Annotated in this window: 12 protein-coding genes; 8 read left to right on the top strand and 4 right to left on the bottom strand. The window is 66.9% G+C overall.

The window, feature by feature from the left end:
- Window positions 1–10 precede the first annotated feature (10 nt).
- The 8 genes from ACSQ3M_RS25610 (at window position 11) to ACSQ3M_RS25575 (ending at window position 10,168) form a co-directional block, all read left to right on the top strand.
- A complete protein-coding gene (locus tag ACSQ3M_RS25610; RefSeq protein WP_436152921.1) occupies window positions 11–925 on the top strand; it encodes a carbohydrate ABC transporter permease in 915 nt (304 codons plus the stop codon).
- Window positions 918–1,769, top strand: coding sequence for a carbohydrate ABC transporter permease (locus ACSQ3M_RS25605; RefSeq protein WP_436152893.1), 852 nt, complete (start codon window positions 918–920; stop codon window positions 1,767–1,769). The genes ACSQ3M_RS25610 and ACSQ3M_RS25605 overlap by 8 nt, the downstream gene beginning before the upstream one ends.
- Before the next feature lie 46 nt (window positions 1,770–1,815).
- Entirely contained in the window at window positions 1,816–2,913 is a 1,098-nt protein-coding gene (locus ACSQ3M_RS25600) for a Gfo/Idh/MocA family protein (RefSeq protein ID WP_436152892.1), read from the top strand.
- A gap of 17 nt (window positions 2,914–2,930) precedes the next feature.
- The gene (locus tag ACSQ3M_RS25595) at window positions 2,931–3,572 is read left to right on the top strand and encodes a ThuA domain-containing protein (protein ID WP_436152891.1); all 642 of its coding nucleotides are present in this window, start codon (window positions 2,931–2,933) and stop codon (window positions 3,570–3,572) included.
- The gene (locus tag ACSQ3M_RS25590; protein ID WP_436152890.1) at window positions 3,572–4,621 is read left to right on the top strand and encodes a LacI family DNA-binding transcriptional regulator; all 1,050 of its coding nucleotides are present in this window, start codon (window positions 3,572–3,574) and stop codon (window positions 4,619–4,621) included. The genes ACSQ3M_RS25595 and ACSQ3M_RS25590 overlap by 1 nt, the downstream gene beginning before the upstream one ends.
- A 481-nt stretch (window positions 4,622–5,102) precedes the next feature.
- Entirely contained in the window at window positions 5,103–6,020 is a 918-nt protein-coding gene (locus tag ACSQ3M_RS25585; protein ID WP_436152889.1) for a LysR family transcriptional regulator, read from the top strand.
- A 90-nt stretch (window positions 6,021–6,110) separates the two neighbouring features.
- On the top strand, window positions 6,111–8,162 hold the full coding sequence (locus ACSQ3M_RS25580; protein ID WP_436152888.1) for a hydantoinase/oxoprolinase family protein: 2,052 nt from the start codon (window positions 6,111–6,113) through the stop codon (window positions 8,160–8,162).
- Between the two features lie 2 nt (window positions 8,163–8,164).
- On the top strand, window positions 8,165–10,168 hold the full coding sequence (locus tag ACSQ3M_RS25575) for a hydantoinase B/oxoprolinase family protein (RefSeq protein ID WP_436152887.1): 2,004 nt from the start codon (window positions 8,165–8,167) through the stop codon (window positions 10,166–10,168).
- 10 nt (window positions 10,169–10,178) lie between these two features.
- Here the strand turns inward: ACSQ3M_RS25575 and ACSQ3M_RS25570 are convergent, their stop codons facing one another.
- From ACSQ3M_RS25570 to ACSQ3M_RS25555, 4 genes are read right to left on the bottom strand one after another with little or no spacing between them, the layout of a single operon-like run.
- Window positions 10,179–10,892, bottom strand: a complete 714-nt coding sequence (locus ACSQ3M_RS25570) for an MOSC domain-containing protein (RefSeq protein WP_436152886.1) — start codon at window positions 10,890–10,892, stop codon at window positions 10,179–10,181.
- The gene (locus ACSQ3M_RS25565) at window positions 10,889–11,779 is read right to left on the bottom strand and encodes an ABC transporter permease (protein ID WP_436152920.1); all 891 of its coding nucleotides are present in this window, start codon (window positions 11,777–11,779) and stop codon (window positions 10,889–10,891) included. Before ACSQ3M_RS25565 ends, ACSQ3M_RS25570 begins: the two co-directional genes overlap by 4 nt.
- A 5-nt stretch (window positions 11,780–11,784) precedes the next feature.
- Entirely contained in the window at window positions 11,785–12,741 is a 957-nt protein-coding gene (locus ACSQ3M_RS25560) for an ABC transporter permease (protein WP_436152885.1), read from the bottom strand.
- Between the two features lie 60 nt (window positions 12,742–12,801).
- Window positions 12,802–14,484: a peptide ABC transporter substrate-binding protein gene (locus tag ACSQ3M_RS25555; protein ID WP_436152884.1), complete on the bottom strand. Its 1,683-nt coding sequence runs from the start codon at window positions 14,482–14,484 to the stop codon at window positions 12,802–12,804.
- Window positions 14,485–14,500 lie beyond the last annotated feature (16 nt).

Genomic DNA, 14,500 nt, shown 5'->3' with positions numbered 1-14,500 from the left:
AGCTCTCGTCATGGGCAACCACCCGCGCCCCGCGGCCGGCATAGCCGGGCGGCGCGGCCGGGGCTTCGATTCGCGACTCACCACGCTTCTCATCTTCCTGCCGCCAGCGCTCCTGCTGTTCACGCTCTTCGTCGTGCTGCCGATCGGCGAAGCCGCCTGGTATTCCGGCTTCAACTGGAACGGCTTCGGCAAGCCGACGCGCTGGATCGGCCTCGACAACTACCGCTTCGTCTTCGACTCCCGCGGCTTCGGCACCGCCTTTCGCAACAACCTCCTGATCATCGCCGTCTCGCTGCTGATCCAGCTGCCGCTGGCGCTGACGCTGGCCCTGATGCTCGCCGACCGCTTCCGCGGTTCGGTCGCGCTGCGGATGCTGTTCTTCCTGCCCTATGTGTTGGCCGAGGTCGCGACCGGGCTGATCTTCAGCTTCGTCTATGACGGGAACTACGGGCTGCTGGCCTCGATCTACCGGGCCTTCGGCGCCGAGGCGCCGCATCTGCTGGCCTCGACGCAGACCTCGATGCTGGCGATCCTGATCGTCGTCGTCTGGAAATATTTCGGCTTCCACATGATGCTGTTCATCGCCGCGCTGCAGGGTATGGACAGGAACCTGGTCGAGGCGGCGCGGATCGACGGCGCCTCGCGCTGGCAGGTGCTTCGTTTCATCGTGATCCCGCTGCTCTACCCGACCATCAAGCTCTCCGTGTTCTTCGCCGTTGTCGGCTCACTGCAGCTCTTCGACCTGGTGATGCCGCTGACCCGCGGCGGCCCGGCCGATTCCTCCAACACCATGGTCAGCTTCCTCTACAATCACGGCATCTCGCGCATGCGGGTGGGCTATGGCAGCGCCATCGGCGTGATCCTGTTTGCGATCTGCGTGACCTTCGCCTTCACCTACAAACGCTGGTTCATGCGCAATGAGTGACGCCTTCGCCGTCCGCCGCCGGCCGCTCGATCTCGTGCCGTTCTACAAGGGCCTGTTCCTGGCGCTGGTCGCCGCCTTCGTCGTCGTGCCGCTGCTCGCCACCGTGCTCGGCGGCTTCAAGACGCTGGGCGAATTGCGCACCAACCCGTTCGGGCTGCCCGAGAGCTGGGAATGGGAGAACTATGCCGGCATCCTGTTCTCGGGGCGCTACTGGCAGATGCTCTGGAACTCGCTGGTGATCTCCAGCCTGACCGTGGTGCTGACGCTGATCGTCGCCTCGATGGCGGCCTTCGCCTTCGCCCATATCCACTTCTTCGGTAGCTCGATGATGCTGAGCTACCTGACCATGGGGCTGCTCTTCCCCGCCGCGACCGCGATCCTGCCGCTGTTCATCAAGGTGCGCGATCTCGGCCTGCTCGACAGCTATCTCGGCGTGGCGCTGCCGCAGGTCGCGTTCGGGCTGGCGATGAGCATCCTGTTGCTGCGGCGCTTCTTCAAGGACCTGCCGCATGAGCTGCTCGAGGCCGCGCTCGTCGACGGCTGCAGCTATGTCGAGTTCTTCCGCCATGTGACGCTGCCGCTGTCGCGGCCGATCCTCGCCACCGTCGGCACCATCACCTTCGTCCATAGCTGGAACAGCTATCTCCTGCCGCTGGTGATGCTGAATTCGGAAGCGCTCTATCCCTGGCCGCTCGGCATCATGATCTACCAGGGCGAGTTCTCGGCCGACTGGCATCTGATCCTGGCGTTTATCACGCTGACCCTGCTGCCGACGATCCTGCTGTTCATCTTCGCCCAGAAGCACATCGTTGCCGGCCTGACCGCCGGCGCCGTCAAGGGCTGAGCAGTCCCGGCGGACCGGCCCCCGACAATCAGCAATGGAGACAAGCATGCGCAGGGTAGGTATCGGCGTCATCGGCTGCGGCAACATCAGCACGAAGTATCTGGAAGCGATGCAGCGCTTCCCGGTTCTCGAGCTCAAGGCGGTCGCCGACATGCGCAGCGCGGCGGCGGAGAAGCGCGGCGCCGAATTCGGCGTGCCTGGCCTGCGCGTCGACCAGCTCTTGAGGCGCGACGATGTCGAGATCGTCGTCAACCTCACCGTGCCGCTCGCCCATACCGATGTCAGCCTCGCCGTGCTCAACGCCGGCAAGCACGTCCACTCCGAAAAGCCGCTCGGCATCAACACGACCGAGGCGCGCAAGGTGATGGACCTTGCCGCGCAGATGGACCTGCGCGTCGGCTGCGCGCCCGACACCTTCCTCGGCGGCGGCCACCAGACGGCGCGCAAGCTGATCGACGACGGCGCGATCGGCAGGCCGGTCGGCGGCAGCGCCTTCTTCGGCTGCCCCGGCCATGAAAGCTGGCACCCAGCGCCGGGCTTCTATTATCTGCGCGGCGGCGGGCCGATGCTCGACATGGGTCCGTACTACATCACCGATCTGGTGCAATTGCTCGGGCCGGTCGCGTCCGTGATGGGCTCGACGGCCCGGCCGCGGTCCGAGCGCCTCGTCACCAGCCAGCCGATGAACGGCGCGCTGATCCCGGTCGAGGTCGAGACCCATGTCGCCGGCACGCTGGAATTCGAAAGCGGCGCCGTCGTCTCGGTCACGATGAGCTTCGACGTGCCCCAGCACGCTCATGCGCCGATCGAGATCTATGGCGACAAGGCCAGCCTTCTGGTGCCGGACCCCAACAAGTTCGGCGGCGAGGTCAAGGTGGCGAAGCCGCGCGGCGCCTGGGAGGCAGTCGTGCTGACGCATGGCCATGCCGACGGCGAGTTCCGCTCGATCGGCGTCGCCGACATGGCGACGGCGATCGTCACCGACCGGCCGCACCGGGCCAGCGGGGCGCTCGCCTTCCATGTGCTGGAGGTGATGGAGGCCTTCCAGCTCTCCGCCGACGAGGGCCGCCGGGTCAGGATCGAGAGCCGCGTCGACAGGCCGGCTGCCCTGCCCGCCGGGCGCGAGATTGGTCAGATCGACTGAGTGAGGGGATCAAGGTAATGCGCAAGGCAATGATCGTATGGGGCGGCTGGGCCGGGCACGATCCCGATCTCTGCGCCTCGATGATGCGGGGTTGGCTGAAAGCGGAGGGCTTCGAGGTCCGCGTCGAGACGCAGACGGCCGCCTTCCTCGATCCGGCGATCCGCGATCTCTCGCTGATCATCCCGATCTACACCATGTCGAAGATCGAGAAGCCCGAAGCGCTGGCACTGTGCGAGGCGGTGCGCGGCGGCGTCGGCCTCGCCGGCCATCATGGCGGCATGGGCGATGCGTTCCGCGAATCCGTAGACTACCAGTTCATGTGCGGCGGGCAATGGGTTGCCCATCCTGGCAACATCATCGACTACAAGGTCGACATCACCCGGCCCGACGATCCCGTCATGGCGGGGATCGCCGGGTTCGAGCATCGTTCGGAGCAGTATTACATGCATGTCGACCCGGCCAACGAGGTGCTCGCGACGACACGATTCAGCGGCGAGCATGCCGCCTGGATCGAGGGTGTCGAGATGCCGGTGGTTTGGAAGAAGCGTTATGGCGCAGGCCGGGTGTTCTACTCCTCGCTCGGCCATCGCGCCTATGAGCTCGACGTGCCGGAGATTCGCACCATCATGATCCGTGGGATGCTCTGGGCGGCACGCTGATGACGAATGGCGAGGCACGCCTGGCCGCCCGGGCGAGGTTGGAGGATGTGGCGCGCGAGGCCGGCGTCTCCCTCGCGACTGCCGACCGCGTCGTCAACCGCCGCGACGGCGTGCGCGAAAAGACGATCGCGCGTGTCGAGGCGGCGGTCGCGCGGCTCGGCTATCGCGCCGACCCCGCCGCGGCCCGCCTCGCCCGCAACCACAGCTTCCGCTTCCTTTTCATCCTGCCGACCGGCGCCAACAGCTTCATGACCCTGCTCGCCGAGCAGGTCGAGCGCACGGCGGAGTGGCTCGCCAGCCAGCGCGCCTTCATCGATATCCGCCATGTCGATGTGTTCGAGCCGGAGGCGCTGGCGGCCACGCTGGAGACCGTGCCGCCCGGCTATCATGGCGTCGCCACGGTCGCGCTCGACCATCCGCGTGTCAGGGCGGCAATCGACGATCTCGCCGATCGCGGCGTGCCAGTCGTGACCCTGGTATCGGACGTGCCGAGCTCGCGCCGCCTGCATTATGTCGGCATCGACAATCCGGCAGCGGGCCGGACGGCAGCGACGCTCATGGGCCGCTTCCTGTGTGGCCGCAAGGGCGTCATCGGCGTCATCGCCGGCTCGCTGGCCCTGCGCGATCATGCCGAGCGCCAGTTCGGCTTCACCCAGGTGATCTCGCGCGAATATCCAAGCCTCGTCGTCCTGCCCGCGGTCGAGGGGCGCGACGACAGCGAGCGCACCCGCCTCGCTACCGCGACCTTGCTCGAACGGGAGAAGGATCTGATCGGCCTTTACAATGTCGGCGCCGGCAATCGCGGCGCCGCCGCGGCACTGAAGCAGGCCGGGCGGAGCGGAGAGATCGTCTGGATCGCGCATGAGCTGACCGCGCATAGCCGCCGCTGCCTGCTGAACGGCGAGATCGCCGCACTGATCAGCCAGAATCCAGGGCATGAGGCCCGCTCGGCCGCGCGCGTGCTCCTGGCCTATTGCTCAGGCGATCCGCTGGTGCCGGATCAGGAGCGCATCGGTATCGACATCTTCCTGCGCGACAACCTGCCATAGTCGCTCACCGACACACCGAAGCAGTTTTACGACGGACTGCAGCGGGAACACCAGTACATCCTTGAGGGCCTAAGTCGTAATCGCGGCTTCGTCGGCAAGGTGATCATCGGCTTTTTCGTAATTCAATTCCCCTAATTTACATGAATTCTGGGGGCGACTGAGGAGTTCACAGCTGTTGGCGCGTTCTATGCCGGTTAAGCCTTGGCCTATTGAAGCATTTTGCGGATCGCCGCTGGCGGGAAGCTATCCAGATCGGGTGGAGCGACAGCCCCATTCACCCGTCTGACGGCGTTGCCTGCCGCTGCGATGGCCTTGTCGCTAAAGCCGCTTGAAGATGCCAGCTGCTGACAGCCGCTGGGCTTGCTTCTAGAGTATTTCCGCGCTTCTCCGAATCGCAGAAATGCTCCAGGCCCTTGTTTTATCGCATTTTCTTCACGCGAACCGGTACCCACTTCGCTCGAAAATGCTCTAGGATCAGGCCATGCGTGCGCGCCAGATCGAAGTCTTCCGCATGGTCATGCGCTGCGGCACGCTGACCGGCGCCGCCGAGGCGCTCAACGTCTCACAGCCGGCGCTCAGCCAGATCCTGCTGCACACCGAGGACGAACTCGGCTTCAAGCTGTTCCTGCGGGTCAAGGGCAGGCTGATCCCGACCCCGGAAGCGGAGGAGATCTACCCCGAGGTCGAGCGCCTGTTCGGCGACCTTGAAATGCTCAGGCGGCGCACGCGCGACCTGCGCCATGGCAAGGCCGGCCTCGTGCGCCTCGCCGCCTCGGCGCCCCCATCCCTCTCCTTCGTTCCGGAGGCGCTGCGTCATTTCCGCGCCGCCCATCCGAACACGCGCGTGCGCTCCTATGTCGTGCCGGCCGAGGTCATCCTCACCATGCTCGACCGTGACCAGGCCGGGCTCGGCATTGCCATGATGGACCAGCCGACGCCCTTCATCGAAACCGAGGTCGTCGGCTACACCCGCGTCGTCTGCGTGCTGCCCGCCGGCCATCCGCTGGCCGAGCGCGACGCCATCGGCGCCGAGGATCTCGATGGCGAGACGCTGATCTCGTACCGCGCCGAATCGTTGCCCGGGCAATTGCTGCGGGATGCGCTGGCCAAGGAAGGCCAGCCGTTCCGGCCCGAGATGGAGATCGACGTCTCGATCATCGCGCTTGCCTTCGTGCAGCAGGGGCTCGGCGTCGCCGTGGTCGACGGCCTGCTGCCCTGGCACAATTTTCCCGGCCTGGTGACGCGTCCGTTCCGGCCGCATATCGCCTTGCCGCTCTGCCTGCTCACCAGCACGCGCCGGCCGCTCTCGCGCAGCCACGAGTTGCTGCGCAACCACATCCGCACGGCCTGCCAGCAGCTCGACCTCGACCGGCCCGAGCCCAAGACGCCCGAGGCATAAGGCCGGCTTATCCAGCATCGTGGTTTTGGTGTTGGACCCTTGCAGGCGCCCCCGCCAAGACTGGCATGTCCTTCCTTGAGCGGGCCCATCATGAGCTGGCGTATCGGCGTCGACATCGGCGGCACCTTCATCGACTTCTGCGCACTGGAAAGCGGCAGCGGTCGCGTCGAGACGATCAAGGTGCTGACCACACCCGATGCGCCGGGGCGCGAGCTTCTCGCCGGGCTCGACCTGCTGAACGAGCGCCATGCCGTCCCATCGGAGGAGATCGTCTCCTTCGTCCACGGCACCACGGTCGGCATCAACACCATCATCCAGCGCAAGGGCAGTCGCCTCGGCCTGATCACCACCGCCGGCTTCGAGGATGTGATCGAGCTAGCGCGCCTGCGCATGCCGGACATGTATTCGCTGTTCTGCGCCCGTCCGGAGCAGCTCATCCCGCGCGACCGCGTCTTCGGCGTTGGCGGGCGCATCCTCTCCGACGGCAGCATCGCCGAGCCGCTCGACCGCGAGGCGCTCGCGGATGCGGTTGCCAAGCTCAAGGCGCGCAGCGTCGACGGCGTGATCGTCTCCTTCCTGCACGCCTACCGCAATCCAGTTCATGAGGCAGAGGCGCGGGCGCTGATCGCCGAGCTCGCGCCGGATCTCTTCGTCTTCAGCACCAGCGAGGTCTGGCCGGTCATCCGCGAATATGAGCGCACCACGACCGCGATCCTGAACGGCTATGTCCATCCACGCGTCTGCGGCTATCTCGAAGCCCTCGAGGAGGCGCTCGCCTCGCGCGGTGTGCCCGCCGGCCCGATGCTGACCAAGTCGAATGGCGGGGTGATGAACGCCGCGACCGGCAAGCGCGCCTGCGTCAACATGCTGCTCTCGGGCACGGCCTCGGGGGTGATCGGCGCGGCCTATCTCGCCGAGCAGGCGGGCGCGAAGAACATCCTCACCCTCGACATCGGCGGCACCAGCGCCGACCTTGCCCTGATCATCGAGGGCCAGCCGCAATTCGGCACCGGCGAGGTCGTCGGCGACTTCCCGCTTTATGTGCCGAGTGTCTCGGTGACCTCGATCGGCGCTGGCGGCGGCTCGATCGCCTGGGCCGACGCCTTCGGCCTGCTCAAGGTTGGCCCCGAAAGCGCCGGCTCGACGCCCGGCCCCGCCTGCTATGGACGCGGCGGCGCCCGCGCCACGGTCACCGACGCGATGGCGACCTGCGGCCTCCTCGGCCACACCGCCCTCGCCTACGACCAGATCGGCATGCGCCGCGACCTGGCGGAGAAGGTCGTCGGCGAGGTCGCCGCAATGCTCGGCCGCAGCGCCGAGGCCACCGCCGAGGCGATCATCGCCATCGCCGTCTCCGAGATGTTCGTCGAGGTCAACAAGCTCGTCGCCCGCTACGGCGTCGACCTGCGCGATTTCGCGCTGATGCCGTTCGGCGGCGCCGGGCCGATGCTCGGCTGCTTCCTGGCGCGCGAACTCGGCATCCCACGCGTGCTGGTGCCGCGCCGCCCGGGTGTCGTCAGCGCCCTCGGCGGGCTGATCGCCGATGTGAAGGGCGACTTTATCCAGAGCCTCTTCGCAGCGGCGGAGCCCGCCTCGCTGCCGCAATTGCGCCAGGCGCTGGCGCGCCTGAAGCAGGACGGGATCGCCTGGATTCGCGACGACCAGCGTTTCACCGGGCCCGTCGTCGAGAGCCTGAGCGCCGACATGCGCTATCACGGCCAGTCCTTCGAGATCGAAGTGCCGCTCTCGGAAAGCTGGCTCGCCGAGGGCGACCTCGCGGCGATACGCGCCGCCTTCCATCGCCAGCATCTTGCCATCTACGACTTCAACGACGAGGCGGCGGAGGTTCAGATCGTCAATCTGCGCCTCGTCGTCACCGGCGCGACGCCGCGGCCCGAGCTCGCCCCGGCGAGCAAAGCGGTCGACGAGGCGGCAATCCCGGCGCGCTCAATCACGGTCTGGCTCGATGGCAGCGAGCGTGAGGTCGCGCTCTTCCATCGCGAGGCGCTGCGCTGCGGCCAGCATTTCTCCGGCCCGGCCGTGGTCGCGCAGGAGGACACCACGATCTGCATACCCGCCGGTTTCGAGGCGAAGGTGGATGCCTTCCTCAATCTCCATCTCATCCTGCGCGAGGGAGCCTGATCATGGTCGACAAGGTGACCTTGCAGGTCCTGGCCAATCATTGCCGGGCCGCGGCCGAGAACATGGCCTACACGCTCTACCGCACGGCGCATTCCACCTTCGTCAAGGAGACGGAGGACTTCACAGTGATGGTGATGGACCGCACCGGGCGCGTCGTCGCCGTGCCGATGGACCTGGGCGCGACCTGGTATCCGGGCATGAACTACAACCGCGCCATCGAGATGGTGCCGGACTATCGCCCGGGCGACATCGCCTTCACCAACGATCCCTATAGCGGCTATCTCGCCACCCACGCCCCCGACACGCATCTGTGGAAGCCGATCTTCCACGAGGGCGAGATCGTCTGCTTCGTCGGCGGCCATGTCCACAATACCGACATGGGCGGCGCGGTGCCGGCGAGCCTGTCGCGCTCGCTCACCGAGATCCATCAGGAGGGCATCCGCTTCCCGCCGATGACGCTGATGCGCGACGGCGCCTTCGACGAGACGGTGCTGCGCATCATGATGATGAACGTGCGCAAGCCGGCGCTCAACATGGGCGACCTCAAGGCGCTGGCCGGCGCGCTCAACACCGGCGAGCGCAAAATCCAGGCGATGGTCGCCAAGTTCGGCGCCAAGGGCTTCATGGATGGGCTCGACGGGCTGATGGACTATGCCGAGCACCAGGCCCGCGAAATCCTGCGCTCGATCCCCGACGGCGAGTACGTCTTCTCCGACTATGCCGACGAGGACGGCGTCGACGGCAATCCCTGCCGGCTGGCGCTGACCCTGACCATCAAGGGCGACGAAGCGGTCCTCGACTTCACCGGCTCGGACCCGCAGCTCGGCTCCTCGCTCAACGTGCCGACCGGCTCCGACCCGCGCCATACGCTGCTGCTCGTCGGCGTCTACTATGTGCTCTACACGCTGAACCCGCAGCTCCTGCTCAATTCCGGCCTGACCCGGCCCTTCACCTGCATCGCGCCGGAAGGAACGGTGCTGAACCCGTCGTTCCCGGCTGCCGTCGGCATGCGCAGCCTGACCTGCGCACGCTTACGTAGCCTGATTTTCGGCGCCTTCAGCCTCGCCGCGCCCGAGCGCCTGCCGGCAGCGCCGGCCGGCTCCAGCTCGATCGTCAACGTGATGACGACCGACGAGAAGACGCATCGCAGCGTCATCGCCGCGATCAACCCGGTGGTCGGCGGCGGCGGTGGCATGCCGCATCGCGACGGGCCGAACGGCTCGGGCGCCGACGCCGCCTATCTCAAGAACACCCCGATCGAGATCACCGAGACCGAGGTGCCGATCCGGTTCATGCGCTATGGGCTGCTGCCGGATTCGGGCGGCGCCGGACGCTGGCGCGGCGGGCTCGCGACGGTGATGGAGTTCAAGGTGTTCTCGCCGAACTCCCGCATCACCGTGCGCAACCGCGATCGCTCGCATTTCCGGCCCTGGGGCACGCTCGGCGGGCTGTCCGCCGAGACCTCGAACTTCATCATCAACCCCGGCCGCCCCAATGAGCGCGTCCTCGGCAACACCGACATCGCCATCGCCGAGCCGGGCGACGTGATCCATATCCATTCGCCGGGCGGCGGCGGGCGCGGCTCGCCGCTGGAGCGCGAGCCGGAGCGGGTCCTGCTCGATGTCGAGCGCGGCTATGTCAGCCTTGAGGCGGCGCAAGCGCTCTATGGCGTGGTGATCGAGAAGGGCACCGTCGATCCCGATGCGACGGCGACGCTGCGAGAAAAGCTGAGGACGCGGGCCCACCAGACACACTTCCATTTCGGCCCGGAGCGGGACGCTTTCGAGCAGGTCTGGACAGCGCGCAATTACGCCGCGCTGACACGGCTGCTGGCGGGCCTGCCGGTGCATTGGCGCTTCTTCACCAAGACAAAGCTCTTCGCCGTGATGCGGGACGGTTCCGGCGCACTGGATGTCGGCGCCGCCTTCGCTGCCGTTCGGCGGGATTATCCTCAAATCCCGGAAGTCGCACAGGATATTCCTGAAATCGCGCGGGCAGCCGAATAGCTGCTTGGCTTCAGTCGACGATGACGGTCGCGCCGGCGGCGATCTCGCCGGGCGTCACCACGTCGCAATAGATCCCGAAATTGCGTTCGTGGCGCTTGACCACCGTCCGCAGGATCTCGACGTCAACAGGTAGACCCTCCTGGGCGATCGTGATGAAGCCGCAGCGCCCGCAGGGCTCTCGCCCCCGCAGGACGACCTGCCCGATCCTGATCTCGCGACCGATCCAGCCATGCTCCGGCACAGCCTCCGCCCCATCCGGCCAGTCCACGAGGATATTGGGCCGGAAGCGGCGCGCATCGATGACGCTGTCCGGGAGTTCGCGTGAAAGGCTGCGCAGTGCGGCCGTGGTGACGAGATGGACCGGCGCATGCTCGTAGCGAGGCCGGAATCCGCCCGATCCGACGGCATCGAACGGCTTCAGCACCGGCATGAAACCGAAGGCCTGCGACAGCCCCTCCAGCAGCTCCGCATCGTCCGGCCCCGCCCAGGTCTCGCCGTCGAGCGAGAGAGCGACGCCGCTCCTTGCGACCCTGGCATGGGCACGCGGCACGCCGACGAAGTGCTTTTCGCGGCCAGGCGAGGCGATGCGCCCGGTGGCGGCGTCGAGCAACCCCCAGATCCGGTCGCCGGCGACGCCGCCGACCTCGACGCGGGCCCGTGCCTGCCGCTCACCGGCCATCGAGCTGACCGGGTAGCGCCAGAGCTCCGCGACCTCTCCCCTCACTGGCCTTCCATCCTCGGATCGAGCGCGTCGCGCAGGCCGTCTCCAATGAAGTTGAAGCTGGTGACCGCGAGCGTGATCGCGGCGCCCGGAATGATAGCGAGCCAGGGCGCGCTGGTGAGATAGCTCTGGGCGCTTTCCAGCATGTTGCCCCAGCTCGGCGTCGGCGGCTGGATGCCGAAGCCGAGGAAGGAGATGTAGCTCTCGGCCAGGATGGCGTGAGCGACATTGAGCGTCGCGGCGACGACGATCGGCGCGATCGCATTCGGCAGCAGCTCACGGACCATGATGCGCCGGTTGCTCGCGCCGAAGGAGACCGCCGCCTGGGCGAATTCGCGCGTCTTCAGCGAGCGGATCTGCGCCTCGACCACGCGGGCGACTTCCATCCAGGAGGTCATCGCGATCAAGAGGATGATCGACGGCACCGAGGGGGCGATCAGCGCCGAGATCGCGAGCAGCAGGAAGATCGACGGGAAGCACAGCATCGCATCGACGAAGCGCATCAGCACCGCGCCGAGCGCCCCTTCGTAGAAGCCGGCGATCATGCCGATCACGATGCCGATCGCCATCGCGATCGCCATGGCCGAGAACCCGACTGCGAGCGAAATCCGCCCCGCCATCAGGAGGCGCGCGAGGATGTCGCGCCCGAGCGGGTCGGTCCCGAGCACATGCGGGCCCGAGAACGGCGGCGCGAAGCGGTTGCGAATGTCGATGAAGGTGTCGGTGTAAGGCATGAGCCAGGGACCGACGATGCAGGCGAGCGTCAACAGGACGATCGTCGCGGCGCCGAAGACGGCGAGCTTGTGCCGGCGGAAGCGGCGCAGGCCAGGGCTGTTCCAGAAGCCGGGGGCCGGCGGCAGAGCGGGCTCGGCCGTGCTGGTGAAGGGCATGCCGCTCATCGCCCGCTCCTCGAGATGCGCGGGTCGGCGGCGCCGTAGAGCAGGTCGGCGAGCAGGGAACCGAGCAAAACGAGCACGGCGGTGAACATCAGGATGCCCATCACGACGGGGTAGTCGCGATAGCTGATCGAATCGAGGAAGAGCCGGCCCATGCCGGGCCAGGTGAAGACGGTCTCGGTCACCAAGGCCCCCGACAGCAGGGTCGGCACATGCAGGCCAGTGATGGTGATCATCGGCAGCAATGCGTTACGCAGGGCATGGCGCAGCAGGATCTGCCGCTCCGGCACGCCCTTGGCGCGGGCGGTGCGGATGTAGTCCTGGTTGACCACCTCCAGCATGGATGAACGCATGTAGCGGCTCCAGACGGCGGTCGAGACCAGCGCCAGCACGATGCAGGGCCCGATCAGGTGGTGCACCTGGTTGAGGAACGAGCCGTCGCCCATCGTGTAGCGATTGCCGGACGGCAGCCAGCCGAGCCCGACCGAGAAGACGTAGATTATCACGAGCCCGAACCAGAAGGTCGGGATCGAGAGCGCGATCATGGCGCCGACCGTGGCGAGCGAATCGAACAGCGAATAGCGCCGGATCGCGCCGAGGATGCCGACCCAGGCGCCGATCAGCATGGCGAGCAGCGTCGAGGTCAGCATCAGTTCCAATGTCGCGCCCAGATGCGAGGTGATGATGTGCAGCACCGGCTGCTGGTCGCGATAGGACACGCCCCAGTCGCCGCGCAGCATGCGCCAGAGCCATTCGATGTATTGCACCGGCAGCGGGCGGTTGAGCCCGAGCTGTTCGGCGATGCGGTCGAGATCGGCCTGGGTCATGTCGCCGCCGGCGGCGAACTGCGACATCGGCCCGCCGGGAGCCAGATGCAGGATGGCGAAGCCGATCACCGAGACGATGAGCAGCAGCAGCAGCGACTGCCCGAGCCGGCGCAGCAGGAAGGCGATCATGGCGCTGTCCCCCTGGCGGGAACCGGCCTCACGCCGGTTCCATTCATGTCCCGCGTCACGTCACTTGGCCCAGTACCACTGGCCCATGTTCCAGGTGTTCTGCCGCGCGTTGATGTTGGGCTCGTAGCCGATCAGCCCCTCCTTGTAGCCCTCGACCGGCGCGTACTGGTAGATCGGCAGGATCGGCAGTTCCTCGCGCACCAGCACCTGCAGCTTCCGGTAGATCGCCTTGCGCTTCTCCGGGTCGAAGACCTCCTGGCCCTGCTTCATCAGCGCGTCGGCTTCAGCGTTCTGCCACTGCATCTGGTTGGCGCCGTTGCCGCTCTTGGCCGGGATCGCGTCGGAGCCGAAGCGATGCGCCGGATCGGGATCGATCACCGTGCGGAAGGCGGTGCCGACCAGCAGGGACTGGAACTTGGAGCGGGTATAGAACTCGCCCCAGATCACGGCGGCAGGCATGTTGTTGATCGCCATCTTGATGCCGATCTGCTGCCAGTCCTGCTGCATCAGCTGCTGGCATTGTTCGCGCAGGGCGGCGCCCGTCGTGGTCGAGACGGCGAATTCGAGCGGCACGCCATTCTTCATGCGCACGCCCGAGCCGGAGCGCTTCCAGCCGGCATCGTCGAGGATCTTGCCGGCGAGAGCCGGGTCGTAGGACTGCTTCGGTAGGCTCGGATCGTAGGCCCAGGATTCCTGCGGCATGAAGGATTCGGTCGGGATGTGCAGGCCGTAGAAAACGATGTCGATGATCGCCTGTTTGTTGATCGAGGCGTAGAGCGCCTTGCGCACCGCCTTGTCTGACAGCGCCGGGTGCTCGAGGTTCGGCATCAGCACCTCGAGCGAGGCGCTTGGGATCTTCACCACCTTGCGGCCGGGCAGCTTGACCGCCTCGGCATAGAAATTGGCCGGGATGCCGGTGCCGATGATCAGGTCGACCTGGCCGGTGCGGAACTGGGCATAGAGCGCGGTCTGGTCGGGCACGTATTTCAGGATGGCCTTCTCCAGATACGGCCCCTTGCCGTGGTATTTCTCGTTGGCGACGAGCTGGATGTTGTCGCCCGGCGTGCGCGTGCCCCATTTGAACGGGCCGGTGCCGACCGGAGCGCCGTTGAAGGGAGCGGTATTGGGATCGGCCGCCTTCTCCAGGATGTGCTTGGGCACGATGAAGGTGTTGGAGAGCAGCGCGAGGTAGGGCGCGTAGGCCTTCTCCATGCGCCAGGAGATTTCCAGCGGGCCGGTGACCTTGATGTCCTTGACCAGCGAGTGGCCGACGCGGGTGCGCGCCTTGAAGCCCGGCGCGTTGATCAGCTCGAGGGTGTACTTGACGTCTTCGGCGGTGAAGGGCGCCCCGTCGTGCCAGGTGACCCCTTCGCGCAGCTTGACCTTCCAGGCGAGGCCGCCTTCCGAGATGCCGCCATTGGCCTCGCTCGGCACCTCGGCCGCGAGGTCGGGAACCAGCGAGCCGTCGGGCTGGGCCAGCCACATCGTGTTGAACACCTGCATCCAGACGGTCTCGTCAACCTCGATGCCGGGCATCAGCGGGTTGAAGGCGGTCGGCTCCTGCGACAGGCCGACCACGACCTGGCCAGCCGGCTTGGCGGGCGGGGGCGGCGGCGCCTTGCCCTGGGCGCGGGCGCCGAGACCGGACGCGGCAAGGATGCCGCCGGCGCCCAGCGCCAGGACCTCGCGGCGATGCAGGGCAGGCAAAGCGAGGCCAGGCGTCTTCGTGGACGGCTTGTTCATCGTCGATCCCCTTGTT

The organism is Allobosea sp. LjRoot90 (assembly GCF_964254315.1).
In the GTDB taxonomy this organism is placed as follows: Bacteria; Pseudomonadota; Alphaproteobacteria; order Rhizobiales; family Beijerinckiaceae; genus Allobosea.
Note: the sequence above shows the minus strand (reverse complement) of the source record. Positions and strands in the feature narration are given on the sequence as shown.

What these genes read in the sequence shown, in the direction of transcription:
- ACSQ3M_RS25610 (WP_436152921.1), top strand. Translation starts at nt 11, where the DNA reads ATGGGCAACCACCCGCGCCCCGCGGCCGGCATAGCCGGGCGGCGCGGC.
- ACSQ3M_RS25585 (WP_436152889.1), top strand. Translation starts at nt 5,103, where the DNA reads ATGCGTGCGCGCCAGATCGAAGTCTTCCGCATGGTCATGCGCTGCGGC.
- ACSQ3M_RS25595 (WP_436152891.1), top strand. Translation starts at nt 2,931, where the DNA reads ATGCGCAAGGCAATGATCGTATGGGGCGGCTGGGCCGGGCACGATCCC.
- ACSQ3M_RS25605 (WP_436152893.1), top strand. Translation starts at nt 918, where the DNA reads ATGAGTGACGCCTTCGCCGTCCGCCGCCGGCCGCTCGATCTCGTGCCG.
- ACSQ3M_RS25600 (WP_436152892.1), top strand. Translation starts at nt 1,816, where the DNA reads ATGCGCAGGGTAGGTATCGGCGTCATCGGCTGCGGCAACATCAGCACG.
- ACSQ3M_RS25590 (WP_436152890.1), top strand. Translation starts at nt 3,572, where the DNA reads ATGACGAATGGCGAGGCACGCCTGGCCGCCCGGGCGAGGTTGGAGGAT.
- ACSQ3M_RS25580 (WP_436152888.1), top strand. Translation starts at nt 6,111, where the DNA reads ATGAGCTGGCGTATCGGCGTCGACATCGGCGGCACCTTCATCGACTTC.
- ACSQ3M_RS25560 (WP_436152885.1), bottom strand. Translation starts at nt 12,741, where the DNA reads ATGATCGCCTTCCTGCTGCGCCGGCTCGGGCAGTCGCTGCTGCTGCTG.
- ACSQ3M_RS25555 (WP_436152884.1), bottom strand. Translation starts at nt 14,484, where the DNA reads ATGAACAAGCCGTCCACGAAGACGCCTGGCCTCGCTTTGCCTGCCCTG.
- ACSQ3M_RS25575 (WP_436152887.1), top strand. Translation starts at nt 8,165, where the DNA reads ATGGTCGACAAGGTGACCTTGCAGGTCCTGGCCAATCATTGCCGGGCC.
- ACSQ3M_RS25565 (WP_436152920.1), bottom strand. Translation starts at nt 11,779, where the DNA reads ATGCCCTTCACCAGCACGGCCGAGCCCGCTCTGCCGCCGGCCCCCGGC.